Below are 17,846 nucleotides of genomic sequence, written 5' to 3' on the forward strand. Positions count from 1 at the left end.
CTCTACTTATTGAGGTAACAGATGAACAGTGGCGCCATCAGACAGTTTGTCCTGGCCCTGGATGATGAGTTTATCTCCGGCATTCAGTCCCGTAAGGGCAACAAAATTGCCGTCCGCAGCCGGCCTGACGCTGATTTTTTTCCGGCTTGCAGTATTATCCCGATCCACAATCCACACCTCTGCACCCTGACCAGTAATGGTGACTGCTTGCCCGGAGACTAGAATTGCATCCTGCCTGGTGAAAACCGGTATGAGCGCTTCAACAAAGCTTCCTGGTAAAAGCACTTTGTTCTTATTATCTGCTTCCGCGCGAATAATCGTGTCCCCCGTAGCTTTATCCACGGTAATTCCTGAAAAAAGCACCTTTCCTTTGATTAGGTTTTTTCCAGATTCGTCAGAATCAATGTCAATTTCTGCTCCTCGGGTCATGGTATCGCCTGACTCTGCCTTATCGGCATGAGGCAGCCTGATGTCGACATAAACTTTATCGATTTGCTGAACAGTCGCCATTGGTGACGTGTCACCGGTATTGACCAGTGCTCCTACTGTCACCCTGTTCTCATCAATACGCCCTTTAATAGGGGATCTAACGGTTGCATATCCTAAGTCGAGTTTTTTACGCTCAAGCGCCGCTTCAGCCACACTTATCTGAGCCTTCGCTTCATCTGCAGCTGAGCGGCTATCATCATAATCCTGCATGCTGACAGCGCCGGTCTGGATGAGTTTTCTCATACGCTCAGATTTATTTCTTAACGCGCGCTCGGAAGCACGTGCTCGTTCAAGATCAGCTAAAGCGCTTTTTACATCAGCTTCAAAAGGCTGACTGTCTATCTGGAAGAGTGCTTGACCGGGAAGGACCTCACTACCCTGAGTGAAATACATTTTCTTTATGATACCGCCCACCTGAGGTCTGATTTCAGCATTTTCGACAGATAAAACCCGCCCTGGCAGAGATCGGGTGATGGTGACTGGCTGTGGGCGCAACTCCTCGAATCTGATATTCACAGGTTCAGGCTGCTGTGCCGCTGTTTGATCAGATTCGTCATGGCATCCGTTTAGCACAGGCAATAAAGCAACAATCATCATCAAGGAGATATTTTTTTTATACATATGAATTACCGCGGCACATAATTAGGATTCGACAAGATACAGTCTTTTTTTGTACAGCATATGGAGAATATATGGAGGGTGTGTGGAGAGGCCTGATTTTTTTAAGCTACAAGCATCCCAGAGATCCTTAATTAAAAACAAAAGCCCTTAGCGGGGAAATTAATTGTGTAAAAATGTAAGTACTTAGTTGTGATATTTGACGATTTAATAGCCAAACTCAGTCATTGATGCTAAAATCATTTCAAAATATTACAAAAGTGGAGACGCACTTCGATTTAGCCTCTTTATCCGCGAGCCTCAGGATGATAACGAACAGAGTTATAAATAGAATCGCTGGTTAGATTGATACCAGACTGATGGAATATTATGCTTTTTGCCAGAAAGAAATATTTAGCGCTGTTGATGCTTTGCGCACCAGGGGCACATGCTTCATTTGATGTCAAAATCAATGATATTAAAGTCTTAGGATTACATCGTGTAAGCCTCGGCTCTGTACTCCTTTCAACTCCGGTCAAGCCTGGAGATACCGTCACTTCATCAGATATCCAGGAAACTGTTAGGGCCTTGTTCGCAACCGGAAACTTTGAAGACATCCAGATTCTTGAAGATAACTCAGATCTGATTATCAAGGTAAAAGAACGGCCAACCGTGGCATCATTGAGTTTTAGCGGTAATAAAGCCATTAAAAATGACATGCTGGAGAAAAATCTCGACGCGCAGGGTATCAGAGTCGGTGAGTCGCTGGATAATACTAACATCGTAAAAATTGAAAAAGAGCTTGAGGACTTTTACTACAGCGTTGGTAAATACTCAGCAAGTGTAAAAGCAGTTGTTACTCCCCTTCCCCGGAATAGGGTTGATTTAAGATTTGAGTTTCAGGAAGGCACTTCTGCCCTGATTAAACAGATCAACATAATAGGCAATAAAAGCTTCAAGAGTGATGAACTCATCTCACTTTTATCCCTACGTGATTCTTTACCATGGTGGAACGTTGCTGGTGATAAAAAATACCAGAAACAAAAGTTAGCCGGAGATTTGGAGACACTAAGAAGCTTTTATCTTGATCAGGGATATGCAAAATTTGCCATAACTTCTACCCAGGTATCCCTGACGCCGGATAAAAAGAATATTTATATCACTGTAAATATCAATGAGGGTGGAAGATATAAGTTTTCTCAGGTTAGCCTTGATGGCGATTTTGCAGGATACGAAAGTAATATTCGCAGGCTTAACACAATTAAATCTGGCGAGTATTATAGCCAGAAAAAAATTACAGACATGGAAAAGCAGATTCGGGATGAACTCAGCAAGCATGGTTATGCCTATCCTCAGGTCGTAACCGAGCCTCGATTCGATAAAAGCGGAGACACGGTGGCATTGGCCGTTCACGTCTCCGCCGGTAAACGTTTCTATGTCCGTGGCGTCCGTTTTACTGGTAATGATATAACCAGCGATAGGGTGCTTAGACGTGAAATGCGTCAGACCGAAGGGGGATGGCTTGAAAGTGATAAAGTTGAGCAGGGTCGCCAGCGTCTGAGCCGAACCGGTTATTTCGAGAACGTAGAAGTCGATACGCAGCGCGTACCAGGTAGCAGCGATCAGGTTGATTTGGTCTACAAAGTAAAAGAACGCAACACGGGTTCGTTTAACTTTGGTCTGGGCTATGGCACTGACAGTGGTATCAGTTATCAGGTCAGTGTCAGTCAGGATAACTGGCTTGGCACAGGTAATACCGTCAGCTTCTCAGGCGTAAAAAACAGCTATCAATCTTATATAGAAATTGCTGGCACAGACCCTTATTTCACCGTTGATGGTGTTAGCCTCGGTGGCCGCCTGTTTTATAACAACTATAAAGCAGACAAAAATTACCTTTCTGAGTATAAGCAGACTTCTTACGGAACAGGTCTGACCCTTGGATTCCCTGTCAGCGAAAACAGCAGGCTAAACTCTGGTCTGGATTTTGTTCATAACTCCCTTTCTGATATGCGACCTCAGGTGGCCACGTGGAACTATCTGAAAGGCCAGGGGGTACTGCCGTCCGTTTCACCTGGTGACGAGCACAATAAGGCCGAAACTCAGGCCAATGATTTCCTGTTCACCTTGGGATGGAATTACAACACCCTTGATCGCGGATTTTTCCCTACTGCCGGTACTCTTTTTAATACCAGCGCAAAGATTACGGTACCGGGGTCAGATAATGAATATTACAAGTTAAGTGCAGATTACAGCCGTTACAGTCCATTAACTGACGATCTTGACTGGGTTCTTATGACCCGAGCGCGCGTAGGCTACTCTGCTGGTCTTGGCGGTAAGCAAGTACCTTTCTATGATACTTTCCGTGCCGGTGGATCCAGTTCAGTCAGGGGATTTTCTTCAAACAGCATTGGTCCGAAGGCTGCATATTACGACTGCTCAGGAACAGAAACGGACTACAGTCAGTGTAGCGTTAAGAACTCTGACGATGCAGTTGGCGGAAATGTCATGACTACTGCGAGTGTGGAGCTTATTTTCCCGACACCATTTGTCGGAAATCGCTACGCAGACGCTTTAAGAACATCCGTTTTCATGGATGCAGGTACCGTATGGGATACTTCATGGAAAAACACTCCGGCTACCGAAATGGCAGGCATTCCTGATTACAGTAAACCCGGCGATTTCCGTTTGTCTGCAGGCATATCGCTTCAGTGGCAGTCTCCACTTGGCCCACTGGTATTTTCTTACGCCTTGCCTCTTAAAAAGTTCAGCGGAGACCGCACCGAACAGTTCCAGTTCAACATTGGTAAGACGTTCTAATCTCGTTTGAGCCGCAGAGTATCTGGCATCAGCCTGTACTCTGCGGTTTGCACTGTTTAATGCCCAAGCACGGGCCCGAACTGGCATAATACGGCATACATAAAGCAGGCCTGCTGCAAAGAGGACACACGCCTCATTTTGCAGGCAAGATCCTTTTCAAAGATAATTTCATAAACTCATGGGAGTTTTACATGACTCATCAACAGCTCACTGTGCTGGTTGCCGAAGATGACCCGGCCATAACTAAGATTGTCACTGCCTATCTTGAAAAAGACGGCTTCAGTGTTCTGACGGCGGAGAATGGAGAACAGGCATTGACAATGTTCAGTCAGCATCTGCCTGGGTTTGTGATTCTAGATATCAACATGCCTAAAAAAAATGGCTGGGAAGTCCTTTCCGCAATTAAAAAAGTCAGTGACGTGCCAGTATTGATGTTAACGGCTCTGGATACAGACATCGATAAGGTTTTTGCCTTACGTACGGGGGCTGACGATTATGTGGTCAAACCCTTTAACCCTTCAGAGCTTCTGGCGCGAGTACACGTTATTCTCAGGAGAATGAATCATTACCACCTAAATGACAGCCTGATGGTTTATAAAACAAAAAATATTGAAGTGAATGTCAGTGAGCACCAGGTATTTATTGGTGAGTCCATGCATGACATCTCGGGTTATCTGACAACAACTGAATTCCGGGTTCTTTTGCATCTTATTCGTTTTCCAAAGCGGGTATTCACTCGCAGGGAACTTATGGAAGCTTGCCTTCCCGAGGGGGAGGTAAATGATAGAACAGTGGATAGTCATATCAGCAAGCTAAGGAAAAAACTCGATGCGGCGGGTCTTAAGTTTGTTCCTGAGAGCATACGGGGCTTCGGCTACAGGCTTGGAGATTAATATGAGAAAAATTCCCAGGAAGAGCCTGACGCGAAGGCTGTCAGATATGACGGCATTTATTGCATTTATGGCCCTCATCCTTTCCACGTTAGTGTATTACGTTGCCGTATTACTCTTTCCTTCTACGCGCGACGGTGAATCGTTGATTCCCAGCCTGAACGACACATTGCAGTTGATTTTCTCCACACTTTTGGCCGTTGCATTTTCGATGTATTGCTCATGGCGATTTGCACAAAACCTTATCAGGCCATTAAAAACTATTGCCTCCAGCGCACGAGAAATCGCCGAGGGAAATCTCGCTTCTCGCGCAGATCACTCAGGCATTTATTTTACTGAACTTAATGATTTAATAGATGATTTTAATGTGATGGCTTCCAGACTGGAAGTTATGTCGAAGGATATGAAGCAGTGGAATGCGGCTATAGCGCATGAACTCAGGACTCCGGTCACGGTACTAAAAGGCGGTGTACAGGCTATCTCTGAAGGAGTAATGCCTGCAGACGCTGTGAATTTAGATGCATTGATGAAACAGATAGACGGACTTTCGCTGCTTATTAACGATCTACGTGTAGTAAGCCTCGCCGACTCTGGTCAGTTAATCTTGTACCGGGAAGAAGTTGATTTATACGAAGAAATAAAATCTGTAACCGCAACGCTGATTCCAGCGTTCAATCAAAGGAATAAGATCCTAGTAGTCAACGGATACCCTTTAACATGTTTCATTGATGCAGCGAGAATCAGGCAAGCCGTCCTTGCCTTGCTGAACAACTGCCTTGTTTATTCAAATCCGGGAACTGTATCCATCAGATGTGAACCAACATCTGATAAGCAACTCGAAATTTCTATTGAAGATGAAGGGCCTGGAATACCAGTCAGTGAGCAGGAAAAAATCTTTGATATGTTTACGCGTGGCACCAATGCCGCTGACGTAATCTCATCTTCAGGTCTCGGGCTATCGGTTGTCAGGGCCATAGTGCAGGCTCACGGGGGTAAGGTGACATGCCAGAATAATCGATTAGGCGGTGCGAAGTTTACAATAACCCTCATCAACGCCTGAGGGTACACATTTCCTTCTATATGAACAGCGGTGGCATAATGCTATGCCACCGTGAAATCATTAGATTTGCGCGGCAGGATTGCTCAACTTTATTTTAACTTCTTTATACTGATTTTTTTGGTGACATCACGATCAGATAGATGCCTGCAATGATCATCATTACACCAGGTATGCTGCCAGAATGAAAACGTTCATGGTTTAATGGCAGAATCAGAGCACATCCCCAAACGAGTATGTAGCTCAGGCTCAGAACGGGATAAGCACGGCTCAGAGGGAGGTGTCTCAGAGCTGATACCCAGCAAATCATTGAAAGTAAGTACCCTGCCAAGCCGGCTAATAAAAGCAGCAATAACGGGAACGACATTTCTAACAGAGCTGACAGGGTTAATGCAGGCAACTGTGACGCGGCCCCCCGCAGTGCCAGCTGCGCAGCGGTAACCAGAAATACGCTGCAAATAGCCCAGCAGTACCCTCTCATGCGTAACTCCCCATAACGGCCACGCCTGAAACAATCAGGAGTGTACCAATAATTTGCGTACCGTTAAGTCGTTCGCGCCATAAAAAGCGCGCTCCAAGCCCAACAAAGACAAAATTCAGGCTAAGCATTGGGTAAGCAACGCTAACAGGCATTTGTTGTAAAACGACCAGCCATAACAGCATGCCTATGCCAAGAATGATGACGCTGACAATCATCCAGAGGAGATAACCTCGCCTGTGAAGCTGAAGGGCAGCCTGTTTCTGACACAGCTGTCCCACCGATGTGATTATGCATATCAGAATAACCAAACCCGTCACGGCAGTGCCCCATAGAATAAGTAGAGCATGCGTCCTTCGTGATAAGTCGTTTCTGCCGGCGGCAAGCTTGTTGGTATTGACTCATCCCTGCCAAGCATTAACACCACGGAAATATTACCTTTCTTACGATGCTGCTTAACCCAATCAGCCATCAGCACTTCGCTGATAAAGCGTCTACTGTCATCGGGATAGCTGAGACCATACTTCAATTCGCCCTCCTGATGATAAAAATAGATATCGCTTCGCTCCATTCTCCAGGCGATAGCCGACCCCACGCCAGTGCTGTTGGTGGCGATGTAACGACTTTCTCCCAGATTACTTGCTATATGATCAATAAACCTTCCAGGCTGTTTGGTGTTACTGATGCCGTCTGGTATCGCATAACCTAACCCCAAGGCAAGAACCAGTGGACACAAGGCTGCTCTGAGCCAGTTTCCGTTTAAGGAAAATAAACCTGCTAACGCCCATCCCATAAATATCACTGCTGCCATTACCACCTTATTTATCTCTTGAGGGGCATATACAGGCTTATGGGCTATACCCCATGGGGCAAGAAAAAAAAATACAGCCAAAACAGCTACTGAGCCAAATCCGATATTTATCCAGGCATTGATTTGCAGCGTGCGGCTTTTGGTCCGGGCAAGCTCAACACCGTACTGAGCCATCAGCATGGCCAGTGGAGCAAAACAGGGAAGGATGTACGTGGGCAACTTTCCTTTAGCAATGCTGAAAAATATCAAGGGAATTACTGCCCAGCTCAGTAAATAGGTATTTGCAGAAGACTGACAACCTTTCTTAATGGCGCCAGGAAGTAATGCCAGCCATGGAAGCGATCCTGCCAACAGTACCGGCAGGTAATACCAGAATGGCGCTTTGTGCTGGGCATTATCTTCTGCGAAGCGTTGGATGTGTTCAACCCAGAAAAAGTAATTCCAGAAATCAGGTTGCTCATGATGAATTGCGATAGCCCAGGGAGCACACGTTAGTCCGGCACTTATTACTGCAACAGGTCCGTATATCAGTACCTGTGTGAACCGTTTCTGCTTAACCATCCAGGGGAAGATAACCAGAGCCGGAACGGCCAGCGCCAGAAATCCTTTGGTCATGAATCCGAGACCACAGAAAAAACCAAATAAAGCATATCGGCAGATGGACTGGCGACGCCCCTGAGCTTCGGTTGCGAACCAATAGCTGCTCATTGCAGCTGTCATCCACAATGTCAGCATCGGATCCAGCACAGCGTAAGTTCCTATGCCGTATACAAGCAGAGAGGTCAAATAGATGATAACTGCAGCAATTGCAGCATTCCGGGTCATGCCGATGCGGGCAGAAAGCCAGTAGAGCATTAATGCACTGAGCATAGTGGAGAATACTGAGCCAAACCGCACCGCAAAGTTGCTGTGACCAAAGAGCAACTGACCTATATTATTGATCCAATATCCGCCAACAGGTTTCTCAAAATACCTCAGGTCAAAAAAATGAGGCGAAATCCAGCTGCCATGCTCTATCATCTCTCTGCTGATCTCGGCATAACGTGTTTCATCTGGCTGCCACAAGCCACGAAATTCAAGCGGCAGTAGATAGTAAAGAGCTAACAACCCAATCAGTAAGCAGGAGTTTTTCATCGCACTCATCCCTGCGCCTCCTGACCTAACAGCTGCTGACATCCAAGCCAGCCTTCACGGCCTTCAATCTTTCCACGAACTATTTTACCTTTTGGCAGGGTATCCAGATTTTGAGGTAAAAGCTGGCTTAACGGTACAAACTGGATGCCATGCTGCTTAGCGCGCTGTAACAGTTGCCGAAACTGCTCCAGGCCTGAGATTCCCTCCACTTCAGCGTGAATCGTGTAAACAGGAACGCCCGGGTCATTGAGCATTCTTTCAAGAATGAAGCCGTTGTAGTCAGCAGCGCGAACCTTGCTGCCTACGACTTCATCCCATGTTGGAAGCGTAACGGGTATCTGCACAGTTCCTGTCTGACCGTCTGGTAAAACGGGCAGAAAAGGCATCGTGCCGCGACAGTCACTGTTATAGTGAAAGCCAAAGGATTGTTTGGCCTTAACGACACGGCCATCAGCACGCCAGCCTGCTACAGCTGAACAAGTCACCACTCTTTCAAGGATTTGGCTTAACGCATCAAATCCCTGCCATATCTGGTTATTAAGCTTGTCTGCCGACCATACCCCCGCCCAGGTTTGCCAGGCAAAGTGATCCCAGGCGTGCAGACCAACTTCGTGATGATCAGCCGTAGCACTGATGATCTCCTCCAGGCCGCGACCAATCTCGCGCCCAGGCCAGGCTGTACCTGCCAGTAAAATATCCCAGCCGTAGAGTGATGCTGCGCGTGAGCGCAGCATTTTCCATAAGAAGTGGGGTTTCATCAGGCGCCACAAGTGGCGCCCCATATTGTCCGGACCTACGCTAAAAAAATAACTGGCATGGATATCATATTCTTTCATGAGCTCAACCAGTGCAGGTACACCCCTAGAGGTTCCTCGCCAGGTATCGACATCAACCCGAAGCCCTACGACTCTCATTGTTCGGTATCCTGAAATTCAACCGAACGCAGGAAGAAATCCAGCGTGTTGTCGATCGTGGTATCCATCTCAATGGTCGGCGTCCAGTCCAGCAGGCGACGTGCATTTTTGATTGACGGTTTACGATGCTCAACGTCCTGGTATCCCTTACCGTAATAGCTGCTGCTCTCGACTTCGCGGAAGCCTGCAAACGGCGGGAATTGGTCGCGCAGCGGGTGACGTTCAAAGCTTGCCAGCAGGCGTTCAGCCAGCTCTTTGATGCTCGCCTCGTTTTCCGGGTTGCCGATGTTGACGATCTGGCCATCACAGTTGCTGTTTTTGTTCTCAATGATGCGGAACAACGCTTCGATACCATCGCGAATGTCAGTGAAGCAACGCTTCTGTGCGCCTCCGTCGATCAACTTGATCGGCGAACCTTCAACCAGGTTGAGGATCAGTTGGGTGATTGCACGGGAGCTACCAATACGCGCAGCGTTCAGGTTATCGAGACGCGGGCCCATCCAGTTGAAGGGACGGAACAGCGTGAAGCGCAGACCTTCTTTTTCGCCGTACGCCCAGATCACGCGGTCCAGCAGTTGTTTGGAAACCGAATAGATCCAGCGCTGTTTGTTGATCGGCCCCACCACCAGATTAGAGTGATCTTCATCGAAGTGTGTATCAGTGCACATGCCGTACACTTCTGACGTGGATGGGAAGATGATGCGCTTTTTGTATTTTACGCAATCGCGGATGATCTTGAGGTTCTCTTCAAAATCGAGTTCGAACACGCGCAGCGGGTTGCGGGTGTATTCAATTGGCGTAGCAATCGCCACCAGTGGCAACACCACGTCACATTTTTTGATGTGATACTCGATCCACTCTGAGTGAATGCTGATATCACCTTCAACAAAGTGGAAGCGCGGCTGATCGAGGAAACGGCTAATGGCATCGGTGCCAATATCCAGGCCGTAAACTTCAAAGTTGTCATCCTGCAGCAAACGTTCGGTCAAGTGGTTACCGATAAATCCGTTTACACCCAGAATCAACACGCGTGTACGACGTTTAACGGCTGCAACCGGCTGAGAGTACAACAGTGCGCCCGGCACCATTCCCAGACTCTGCGCCAGCTGGCTGCCGTTCATATAGACGCCATTTTCACTTTGTCCGGTCACCACTTCCAGTGCACCTTCCCCGCAGACAATCAGGAAAGGCTCAACGGAAATCACAGTGCCTGGCTTCGCTTTTGGCGCATCAGCATGTACGCGCCCTTTCCACACCATAAACTTCACGGTGCCGGCGAAAGCAAATGCACCCGGCCATGGATCGGTGACCGCACGCACCAGGTTGTTGATTGACTGTGCGGACTGTTCCCACTTAATGCGACCATCTTCTGGAGTACGGCGGCCGACCACGGTAGCCTGGCTGTGATCCTGAGGAACTGCCGCCGCAATTTCACCACGTTTCATCGCTGGCAGTGCCTGCTCCAGCAGTTGCGTAGCACAAGCTGTCAGTTTGCGATGCAGAGTTAAGGCGTTGTCTTGTTCATCAATGGCGACACGTTGCTGTGCCACGATATCGCCCGCATCTGCGCGTTTCACCATGCGGTGCAGTGTCACACCGGTTTCAGTTTCACCATTCACTAACGCCCAATTGAGTGGCGCGCGACCGCGGTATTTAGGCAGCAGTGAGCCATGCAGGTTGAAAGCGCCCAGACGCGCGCTGCTCAGGATGCTGTCGTTGAGCAGGTTGCGATAGTAGAAGGCGAAAATGTAATCCGGCGCCATGGTTTTGATGCGACCGACCCACAGCGGATGGTTGGCATCTTCCGGCGCATACACCGGGATACCCTGTTCAGCCGCCAGACGAGCGACTGAACCAAAGAAGTGATTTTCGTTAGCAGAATCAGCGTGAGTAAAGATCGCACTGATTTCAAAACCCGCATTTAACAGCGCAGTAATACCTGCACAGCCCATATCGTGATAGGCGAAGACGATAGTTTTCATTGCTCAATTTCCTGTACAGAGGAGGTATCTTTCTGCGAGTTAATAACACGTTGAATGAAGTAGCGCGGACGAGCGCGTACGTCGTTGTAAATTCGGCCGATGTATTCGCCGAGTAAGCCCATACCGATAAACTGCGCGCCGATAAAAATAAACAGCACCGCAAACAGCATGAACACCCCGTCCCCGGCCCAGTCGGCACCGAGGAACAGACGCAACACAATCAGCACCAGTGAGAAGGCAAAACCAGCCAGCGCGATCAGGCTGCCGACGATACTCAGCAGGCGCAGTGGCGTGGTGGTCAGGCATGTCACCAGGTCGTACATCAGGTTAATCAGCTTCATAAAGCTGTACTTCGAGTCACCAAATTCGCGCTCGGCATGGGCGACAGGCAGCTCAATCGTGCGGCGCGCAAAGGTGTTCGCGAGGATAGGAATAAAGGTGCTGCGCTCGTGACAGTTGAGCATGGCATCGACAATGTGACGGCGATAAGCACGTAACATGCAGCCATAGTCACCCATCGCTTTACCGGTGACGCGTTGAATAAGCTGGTTGATGGTGCGTGAAGCGCGGCGGCGGAACCAACTGTCCTGACGATTTTGACGCACGGTACCGACCACGTCATAACCCTGCTGCGCCGCTTTTACCAGATTGGGGATCTCTTCTGGCGGGTTCTGCAAATCCGCATCCAGCGTGATGATCAGGTCGCCTGACACATGGCTAAAACCGGCCATGATTGCCGAGTGCTGCCCATAGTTGCGGTTCAGCAATACGCCAACCACGTGGCTGCCTGGCATATCAGCGGCTTCAGCGATCATCTCACCGGAGCGGTCGCTGCTGCCGTCATCCACCAGCAAAATTTCGTAATCCAGATTTAGCACAGCACAAGCCGCATCGGTGCGACGCACCAACTCTGACAGGCTCTCCTGTTCGTTATAAACCGGGATCACCACGGAGACTTTACGAATGTTTTTTTCTTCAAGCATGTGAATCAAACTCCAGCGATATGACGTAATGCGCCGATCACGCGGCTGACGTCGTCATTGCTCATATCTGGGAAAAGCGGTATTGAGCAGATGCGATCGCTATTCCATTCCGTGTTGGGCAGGGAAAGTCGCGGATAACGTTCGCGGTAATATTTGTGGGTATGTGCCGCGCGGAAATGCAAACCGGTGCCGATGTCTTCTGCTTTCAGCGTTTCCATCAGCGCGTCGCGGCTTAAACCGCAGGAGGCTTCATCGACTCGGATGATAAACAGATGCCAGGCATGTTGATGAGACCATTCAGGCTGAGCGAGCGGTAAGAAGGGTGTATCCGCCAGTTCGGCCAGATAACGCTGTGCAATCTCAGCACGACGCGTATTAATGGCAGCCAGCTTGTTTAACTGCACCAGCGCAATCGCTGCGCTGATATCTGGCAAGTTGTATTTGAAGCCCGGCATTACCACTTCAGCCTGCGGTTTGCGCCCGTAGGTATGGCGGTCATAGGCGTCCACACCCAAACCATGGAATTTCAGGCTGCGCATACGATAGGCAAGTTCAGCGTCGTCGGTGACGATCAAACCGCCCTCTGCACAGGTCATATTCTTGATGGCATGGAAGGAGAAAATGGCCGTACCTTGCTGGCCAACGTGCTGACCTTTGTAGTAACAACCTGCGGCATGTGCAGCATCTTCTATGACTGCAATGCCGCGACGCTCACCGATAGCGCGAATCGCATCAATATCCGCAGGAGCGCCCGCATAATGCACCGGAATAATGGCGCGGGTGCGAGGAGTAATCGCTGCTTCAATTTGCTCAGGTGTGACCATCAGCGTATCGCGATCAATATCAATCATCACCGGAGTAGCACCGAGCAAAGTGATCATATTTATGGTCGAGACCCAGGTCAGCGAAGGTGTGATCACTTCATCACCCGGCTGAATATTCAGTGCCATAAGTGCAACGTGCATACCCGCTGTGGCAGAGCTGACGGCAATCGCGTGCTGATTACCGGTGAGTTTACAGAACGCGGTTTCAAGTTCTGCATTTTGAGCCCCAGTCGTTATCCATCCTGAAGCAAATACTCGCTCAACGGCAACAAGCTCCTCTTCACCCAACGATGGGCGTGAAAAAGGCAAAAAAGTCATGAAAATCCTTACCTAAAATAAACTGTTAAATTCTTTATCCGAAGCAATTCTGTTTCGATAAATTCGATGGTTTTAATTTAATGATCCTGACATTGTCGCCATAAAACATAAACGATTCCTAAACGTCTTTTCCTGACCAACAGGAATCCATATAAATCTGCGACTAATTTTCATTTTGAAACAATTATTGTTTTTTGTTGTTAACAACACCTTCACACTGTAAAATCACTCAAAATGAATAAATTTTTAATTTCAATGCGTCTTAAAGACTTCATAAAACTCATCTTCCTCACCTGGCCTGCTCCCACTCCAGATTAGGTCATGAAAACTCTTTTTCTCTGTAGTTGTCTTACCTTGTCTTAGTAGGTAGTGACAGCTTTCATTTAAAGAACCATTTTCGACCCTGCTTGTCTTTATGCCAGTGTAATAATGAAGCATTGCCCTTTGCGGCTCGCCAAGCCCCTGACTAATTACGCACTCGCCTTTAGGCACAATCATTTGAATCTGACTAAAAACATCAGAATAACGTTTAGAATAATCAATTAAAGGAAGGCCAAGAGTCATAATGATTGACCATATAATTGTCATTAAACACGAAAAATAGAACACAGTAGGTGTTTTTGATGAGTCGGTTTTCATTATTACAATCAACACAGCAAGGGGAGCCGCAAGTGAAATAATTACAAGAAGTGGGTTAATATCTGGATTGTAGCCTGGTACAAAAGAGTTTACAAACTCCCTTAAAGGCGAAAATGCGAATGGAAGGTTAACCAACAAGCCAATAAAGATAAGGAGTAATATTAATGAAAAAGAAAGCCCCTTCAGGAAAGAGGAGAACGAAGGAATTACAGAAATTGGCACGGCTGCTGCCGCAATAACTGACAGTGGAAGTAATAATGGAAGCGCATACAGTTCACGCGCATCGCTTGAAAGGGAGAGTGTAAAAAAAGTTACCATAAAGAAGATCAGGCTTACACTGATACCATCCCGGAGAACTTTTCGGTTTTTGGTTAAAAAGTAAAGTAAGCACATCGGCAGCGCCGGGAAAGCATACCAGGATAGTGTATAAAGATAGAATAAATGCCCCTTTTTGGGACCCAGATTATTCGTACCCAGGAAGCGCCCCAAGTTGTTGTCCCAGAACCAGAGGTGCAGAAGTTCTGTGGAACGATGCCATAGCGCTAAAATCCAGGGGAAAGAAAGCAGCATTGTTACAGCCAAAGCGATCAGAATCGAATTTATAAAGCTTTTTTTCTGTAACTGCCCAATATAAAGAAACAAAGCGCAGCGCTGAGATACAACAGGCCGGGCCCCAGAAGCCCTTTTGACATCATGCCAAGTGCTGCCCCGATCCCCATCACAACTCCACCAGCTATGAAACGCCTGCGCGATAAAATGAGCCCGTATAAACCGAACGAGCATCCTGCTACTAAAGCAGTGTCGGTAATCATCTGGTGCATTCGGACAGCCACACCCAAGCAGGAAATAAAAATAAGTATTCCCCAACGGCCGTAACCCTTGCCCAGAGTATCTCTGACTGAAAGGGCAATCATTGAACTAGTTATAACTATAAAAAAACCCGACGTTAAGCGAGCCGCATCTGGAAGAGATAATAAAGGATGTAGCAGGACCATAAATACGGCAGCAACAATGTAATAGATCGGAGGCTTTTCCATGAACGGTTCACCCGCAAGCATAGGTACAACCCAGTCGCCGGTTTCATAAATGTTCAATATTAACCCAAATGAATAAGCTTCATCTGGCTTCCATGGCTCATGACCTATAAGTCCAGGAATGGTCCAAAAAAACAAAAGTAGTGCCATGTAACTGAAATGTATATTTTCAAAAGAAAACGTCTTATTTTTTTGTTTTTCTTCTAAGTCAGAAGTAGATCTATTCTTAAACTGCATTTTAAGCGTTTTACAGCCCAAGCATGCAACATAATAACTGACTCTTAAACTATCGTTGTAAAATGCTCGAATTTTTCGATACTGCAACTTTCTTCTCCTGCTTACGAAGATAAACAAAAGCTCAATAGTATATCGAACTCCGTTATGAGTTTAGAAAGGAGTGTAGCTACTGGTATCAAGTGTTGCGATTGGATGGAAGCGCGGTCTAGGGATACGATTTTATATTGACATGTTCTTGCCGACCAATAGTATCAAAAGACTTTTATAATCTTTTACGACATGAAGGTTTTAATGAAAGCATCTCAAAAAGTCAAACCCACTGTTATATTATTCGGATACCATGATATGGGTTATGCTGGACTATCCGCATTAATTAAAAGCGGCTATAATGTTGTTTCGGTTTTCACTCATAAGGATAGTAACAATGAAAATGTATTTTTTAAATCCGTCACAGATCTCGCTGACAAACATAAAATCCCGGTCTTTCGGCCCGAGGATGTTAATGAACCCTCCTGGGTCATTAAAATAAATGATCTTTCTCCTGATTATATAATAACCATTTCTTACAGGCATTATCTTTCGAATGAGATAGTTAAGGCTGCTAAATTCGGTGCGTATAACGTCCATGCATCTTTGCTTCCTGCACACAGAGGGCGCTCTCATCTTAACTGGTCAATAATTAAAGGTGATGAAGAAAGTGGAATTACTTTGCATGAAATAAATAATATTCCCGATGCTGGGCCGATTTATGCACAGACGAAAGTGTCCATTAGCAATGATGATACGGCGCATACTCTTCACAGGAAAATTACGGAACTTGCCAGTACACTCCTTCCGGTGTGGTTTACCGATCTCTATGAAGGGAATCTTACCGGACTTGATCAGGATGAGAGTCAGGCGAGCAGTTATGGTTTGCGAAGACCCGAGGATGGACATATCGACTGGCGTTCAAGCGCAAACGACATACGCAATCTGGTACGTGCCCTGTCCTTCCCATGGCCAGGGGCATTCACTGATTCTGAGGGGAAAAAACTCATCATCTGGAAATGCAACGTACTACCCAGTGAACAGTCATTTATACCCGGAACTGTAATTTCCATTGCACCACTAAGGATTGCATGTGGTAAGGACATACTTGAGATAGACGATTTCTCACTGACAAAATGTCCTGAACCCGGTTATTCAAGAAAAATCACCGGGTCAGGCATAATCGTGGGCATGATATTACGTTGAGAAACATGAAACGCTTACCGTCAATTTTACAGTGAATCGCCACGGGTTTAACAGACACCTCAGAGTCATTTAAGATGACTTAAAGAGAGGTGCCCATGAGCGGTAAGCGTTATCCAGAAGAGTTTAAAATTGAAGCAGTCAAACAGGTTGTTGATCGTGATCATTCTGTTTCCAGCGTTGCAACACGTCTCGATATCACCACCCACAGCCTTTACGCCTGGATAAAGAAGTACGGTCCGGATTCTTCCACTAATAATGCACAGTCGGATGCTCAGGCCGAGATCCGCCGTCTCCAGAAAGAGCTGAAGCGGGTTACCGACGAACGGGACATATTAAAAAAAGCCGCGGCGTACTTCGCAAAGCTGTCCGAGTGAGGTACGCCTTTATCCGCGACAACAGCCGTAGTTGGCCTGTTCGCCTGCTTTGTCGGGTTCTGGATGTACATCCAAGTGGATTTTATTTCTGGCTTCAGCAGCCACATTCACAGCGTCACCATGCAGACCAGATGCTGACCGGGCAGATCAAACAGTTCTGGCTTGAGTCTGGCTGCGTCTATGGTTATCGCAAGATCCATCTCGATCTGCGTGATACCGGGCAGCAGTGCGGAGTGAACCGGGTCTTGCGGCTGATGAAGCGTGCCGGAATAAAAGCTCAGGTTGGGTACCGTAGCCCACGGGCACGTAAAGGAGAAGCCAGTATCGTGTCGCCTAACAGGCTCCAGCGGCAGTTCAATCCGGATGCTCCGGATAAGCGTTGGGTGACGGACATAACCTACATCCGAACCCACGAAGGCTGGCTATTTCTGGCCGTGGTGGTTGACCTGTTCTCCCGAAAAGTTATTGGCTGGTCAATGCAGCCCCGCATGACAAAAGAGATTGTCCTGAACGCATTACTTATGGCGGTGTGGAGGCGTAATCCTCAAAAACAGGTATTGGTTCACTCTGATCAGGGCAGTCAGTACACGAGCCATGAGTGGCAGTCGTTCCTGAAATCACACAGCCTGGAGAGCAGCATGAGCCGTCGCGGTAACTGCCACGATAATGCGGTTGCAGAAAGCTTTTTCCAGTTGCTGAAACGCGAACGGATAAAGAAAAAGATCTACGGAACGCGGGAAGAAGCCCGCAGTGATATTTTTGATTACATCGAGATGTTCTATAACAGTAAGCGTCGGCATGGTTCGAGCGATCAGATGTCACCGACAGAATATGAAAACCAGTATTATCAACGGCTCAGAAGTGTCTAGATTATCCGTAGCGATTCACACATCCTCAACCTTCAATGCAACAGTAATATTTTGATCAATCCATACTTTAATTTCTTCAATTATGGCTTGCTTCATATCAATCTCAATTTTTTATAAATTTACACAAGTACTAACTCAAACCACTCTACCCGGCCATTAACCGACA

At 47.2% G+C, this 17,846-nt stretch carries 15 protein-coding genes; 5 read left to right on the plus strand and 10 right to left on the minus strand.

Annotated elements, in window-relative coordinates; genetic code table 11:
- Nucleotides 1–6: 6 nt before the first annotated feature.
- Entirely contained in the window at nucleotides 7–1,110 is a 1,104-nt protein-coding gene (locus tag D8B20_RS20895; protein WP_145891928.1) for an efflux RND transporter periplasmic adaptor subunit, read from the minus strand.
- A 366-nt stretch (nucleotides 1,111–1,476) separates the two neighbouring features.
- On the opposite strand from D8B20_RS20895, the gene bamA reads away from it, so the two are divergent.
- From bamA to D8B20_RS20910, 3 genes are all read left to right on the plus strand, one after another.
- Entirely contained in the window at nucleotides 1,477–3,903 is a 2,427-nt protein-coding gene (gene bamA, locus D8B20_RS20900) for an outer membrane protein assembly factor BamA (RefSeq protein WP_145891930.1), read from the plus strand.
- Between the two features lie 191 nt (nucleotides 3,904–4,094).
- Nucleotides 4,095–4,796, plus strand: a complete 702-nt coding sequence (locus tag D8B20_RS20905; protein ID WP_145891932.1) for a response regulator — start codon at nucleotides 4,095–4,097, stop codon at nucleotides 4,794–4,796.
- A gap of 46 nt (nucleotides 4,797–4,842) precedes the next feature.
- The gene (locus tag D8B20_RS20910; protein ID WP_186454472.1) at nucleotides 4,843–5,853 is read left to right on the plus strand and encodes an ATP-binding protein; all 1,011 of its coding nucleotides are present in this window, start codon (nucleotides 4,843–4,845) and stop codon (nucleotides 5,851–5,853) included.
- 103 nt (nucleotides 5,854–5,956) lie between these two features.
- Here the strand turns inward: D8B20_RS20910 and arnF are convergent, their stop codons facing one another.
- The 9 genes from arnF to D8B20_RS20955 form a co-directional block, all read right to left on the minus strand.
- The gene (arnF, locus tag D8B20_RS21940; protein ID WP_145891935.1) at nucleotides 5,957–6,331 is read right to left on the minus strand and encodes a 4-amino-4-deoxy-L-arabinose-phosphoundecaprenol flippase subunit ArnF; all 375 of its coding nucleotides are present in this window, start codon (nucleotides 6,329–6,331) and stop codon (nucleotides 5,957–5,959) included.
- Nucleotides 6,328–6,648, minus strand: coding sequence for a 4-amino-4-deoxy-L-arabinose-phosphoundecaprenol flippase subunit ArnE (arnE, locus tag D8B20_RS20920; protein ID WP_261388130.1), 321 nt, complete (start codon nucleotides 6,646–6,648; stop codon nucleotides 6,328–6,330). The genes arnF and arnE overlap by 4 nt, the downstream gene beginning before the upstream one ends.
- Nucleotides 6,645–8,282 (minus strand): lipid IV(A) 4-amino-4-deoxy-L-arabinosyltransferase, encoded by a 1,638-nt coding sequence (arnT, locus tag D8B20_RS20925; protein WP_145891939.1) that lies wholly within the window; start codon nucleotides 8,280–8,282, stop codon nucleotides 6,645–6,647. Before arnT ends, arnE begins: the two co-directional genes overlap by 4 nt.
- Complete coding sequence (gene arnD, locus D8B20_RS20930) at nucleotides 8,279–9,187, minus strand: 4-deoxy-4-formamido-L-arabinose-phosphoundecaprenol deformylase (RefSeq protein WP_145891941.1); 909 nt, start codon at nucleotides 9,185–9,187, stop codon at nucleotides 8,279–8,281. The genes arnT and arnD overlap by 4 nt, the downstream gene beginning before the upstream one ends.
- Nucleotides 9,184–11,169, minus strand: a complete 1,986-nt coding sequence (gene arnA, locus D8B20_RS20935; RefSeq protein ID WP_145891943.1) for a bifunctional UDP-4-amino-4-deoxy-L-arabinose formyltransferase/UDP-glucuronic acid oxidase ArnA — start codon at nucleotides 11,167–11,169, stop codon at nucleotides 9,184–9,186. Before arnA ends, arnD begins: the two co-directional genes overlap by 4 nt.
- Nucleotides 11,166–12,152 (minus strand): undecaprenyl-phosphate 4-deoxy-4-formamido-L-arabinose transferase, encoded by a 987-nt coding sequence (arnC, locus tag D8B20_RS20940; protein WP_145891945.1) that lies wholly within the window; start codon nucleotides 12,150–12,152, stop codon nucleotides 11,166–11,168. Before arnC ends, arnA begins: the two co-directional genes overlap by 4 nt.
- 5 nt (nucleotides 12,153–12,157) lie before the next feature.
- Nucleotides 12,158–13,294 (minus strand): UDP-4-amino-4-deoxy-L-arabinose aminotransferase, encoded by a 1,137-nt coding sequence (gene arnB, locus D8B20_RS20945; protein WP_145891947.1) that lies wholly within the window; start codon nucleotides 13,292–13,294, stop codon nucleotides 12,158–12,160.
- 252 nt (nucleotides 13,295–13,546) lie between these two features.
- The gene (locus tag D8B20_RS20950; protein ID WP_145891949.1) at nucleotides 13,547–14,575 is read right to left on the minus strand and encodes a hypothetical protein; all 1,029 of its coding nucleotides are present in this window, start codon (nucleotides 14,573–14,575) and stop codon (nucleotides 13,547–13,549) included.
- On the minus strand, nucleotides 14,533–15,291 hold the full coding sequence (locus D8B20_RS20955) for an ArnT family glycosyltransferase (RefSeq protein ID WP_145891951.1): 759 nt from the start codon (nucleotides 15,289–15,291) through the stop codon (nucleotides 14,533–14,535). Before D8B20_RS20955 ends, D8B20_RS20950 begins: the two co-directional genes overlap by 43 nt.
- Nucleotides 15,292–15,495: 204 nt before the next feature.
- Between D8B20_RS20955 and D8B20_RS20960 the strand changes: the two genes are divergently transcribed.
- On the plus strand, nucleotides 15,496–16,437 hold the full coding sequence (locus D8B20_RS20960; RefSeq protein ID WP_186454473.1) for a formyltransferase family protein: 942 nt from the start codon (nucleotides 15,496–15,498) through the stop codon (nucleotides 16,435–16,437).
- Between the two features lie 95 nt (nucleotides 16,438–16,532).
- Nucleotides 16,533–17,680 (plus strand): IS3 family transposase gene (locus D8B20_RS20965; RefSeq protein WP_145891955.1). Its coding sequence is split into 2 segments (ribosomal slippage): nucleotides 16,533–16,770 and nucleotides 16,770–17,680, totalling 1,149 coding nucleotides; the frame shifts between segments, so codons are not numbered across the junction.
- Nucleotides 17,681–17,846: the final 166 nt, after the last annotated feature.

Source organism: Candidatus Pantoea soli (genome assembly GCF_007833795.1).
Classification (GTDB): Bacteria; Pseudomonadota; Gammaproteobacteria; order Enterobacterales; family Enterobacteriaceae; genus Pantoea; species Pantoea soli.

Excerpts from the sequence above, each read along its gene's own strand:
- D8B20_RS20895 (WP_145891928.1), bottom strand. The coding sequence starts at position 1,110 with ATGTATAAAAAAAATATCTCCTTGATGATGATTGTTGCTTTATTGCCT.
- bamA (WP_145891930.1), top strand. The coding sequence starts at position 1,477 with ATGCTTTTTGCCAGAAAGAAATATTTAGCGCTGTTGATGCTTTGCGCA.
- D8B20_RS20905 (WP_145891932.1), top strand. The coding sequence starts at position 4,095 with ATGACTCATCAACAGCTCACTGTGCTGGTTGCCGAAGATGACCCGGCC.
- D8B20_RS20910 (WP_186454472.1), top strand. The coding sequence starts at position 4,843 with ATGACGGCATTTATTGCATTTATGGCCCTCATCCTTTCCACGTTAGTG.
- arnF (WP_145891935.1), bottom strand. The coding sequence starts at position 6,331 with ATGAGAGGGTACTGCTGGGCTATTTGCAGCGTATTTCTGGTTACCGCT.
- arnT (WP_145891939.1), bottom strand. The coding sequence starts at position 8,282 with ATGAGTGCGATGAAAAACTCCTGCTTACTGATTGGGTTGTTAGCTCTT.
- arnD (WP_145891941.1), bottom strand. The coding sequence starts at position 9,187 with ATGAGAGTCGTAGGGCTTCGGGTTGATGTCGATACCTGGCGAGGAACC.
- arnA (WP_145891943.1), bottom strand. The coding sequence starts at position 11,169 with ATGAAAACTATCGTCTTCGCCTATCACGATATGGGCTGTGCAGGTATT.
- arnC (WP_145891945.1), bottom strand. The coding sequence starts at position 12,152 with ATGCTTGAAGAAAAAAACATTCGTAAAGTCTCCGTGGTGATCCCGGTT.
- arnB (WP_145891947.1), bottom strand. The coding sequence starts at position 13,294 with ATGACTTTTTTGCCTTTTTCACGCCCATCGTTGGGTGAAGAGGAGCTT.
- D8B20_RS20960 (WP_186454473.1), top strand. The coding sequence starts at position 15,496 with ATGAAAGCATCTCAAAAAGTCAAACCCACTGTTATATTATTCGGATAC.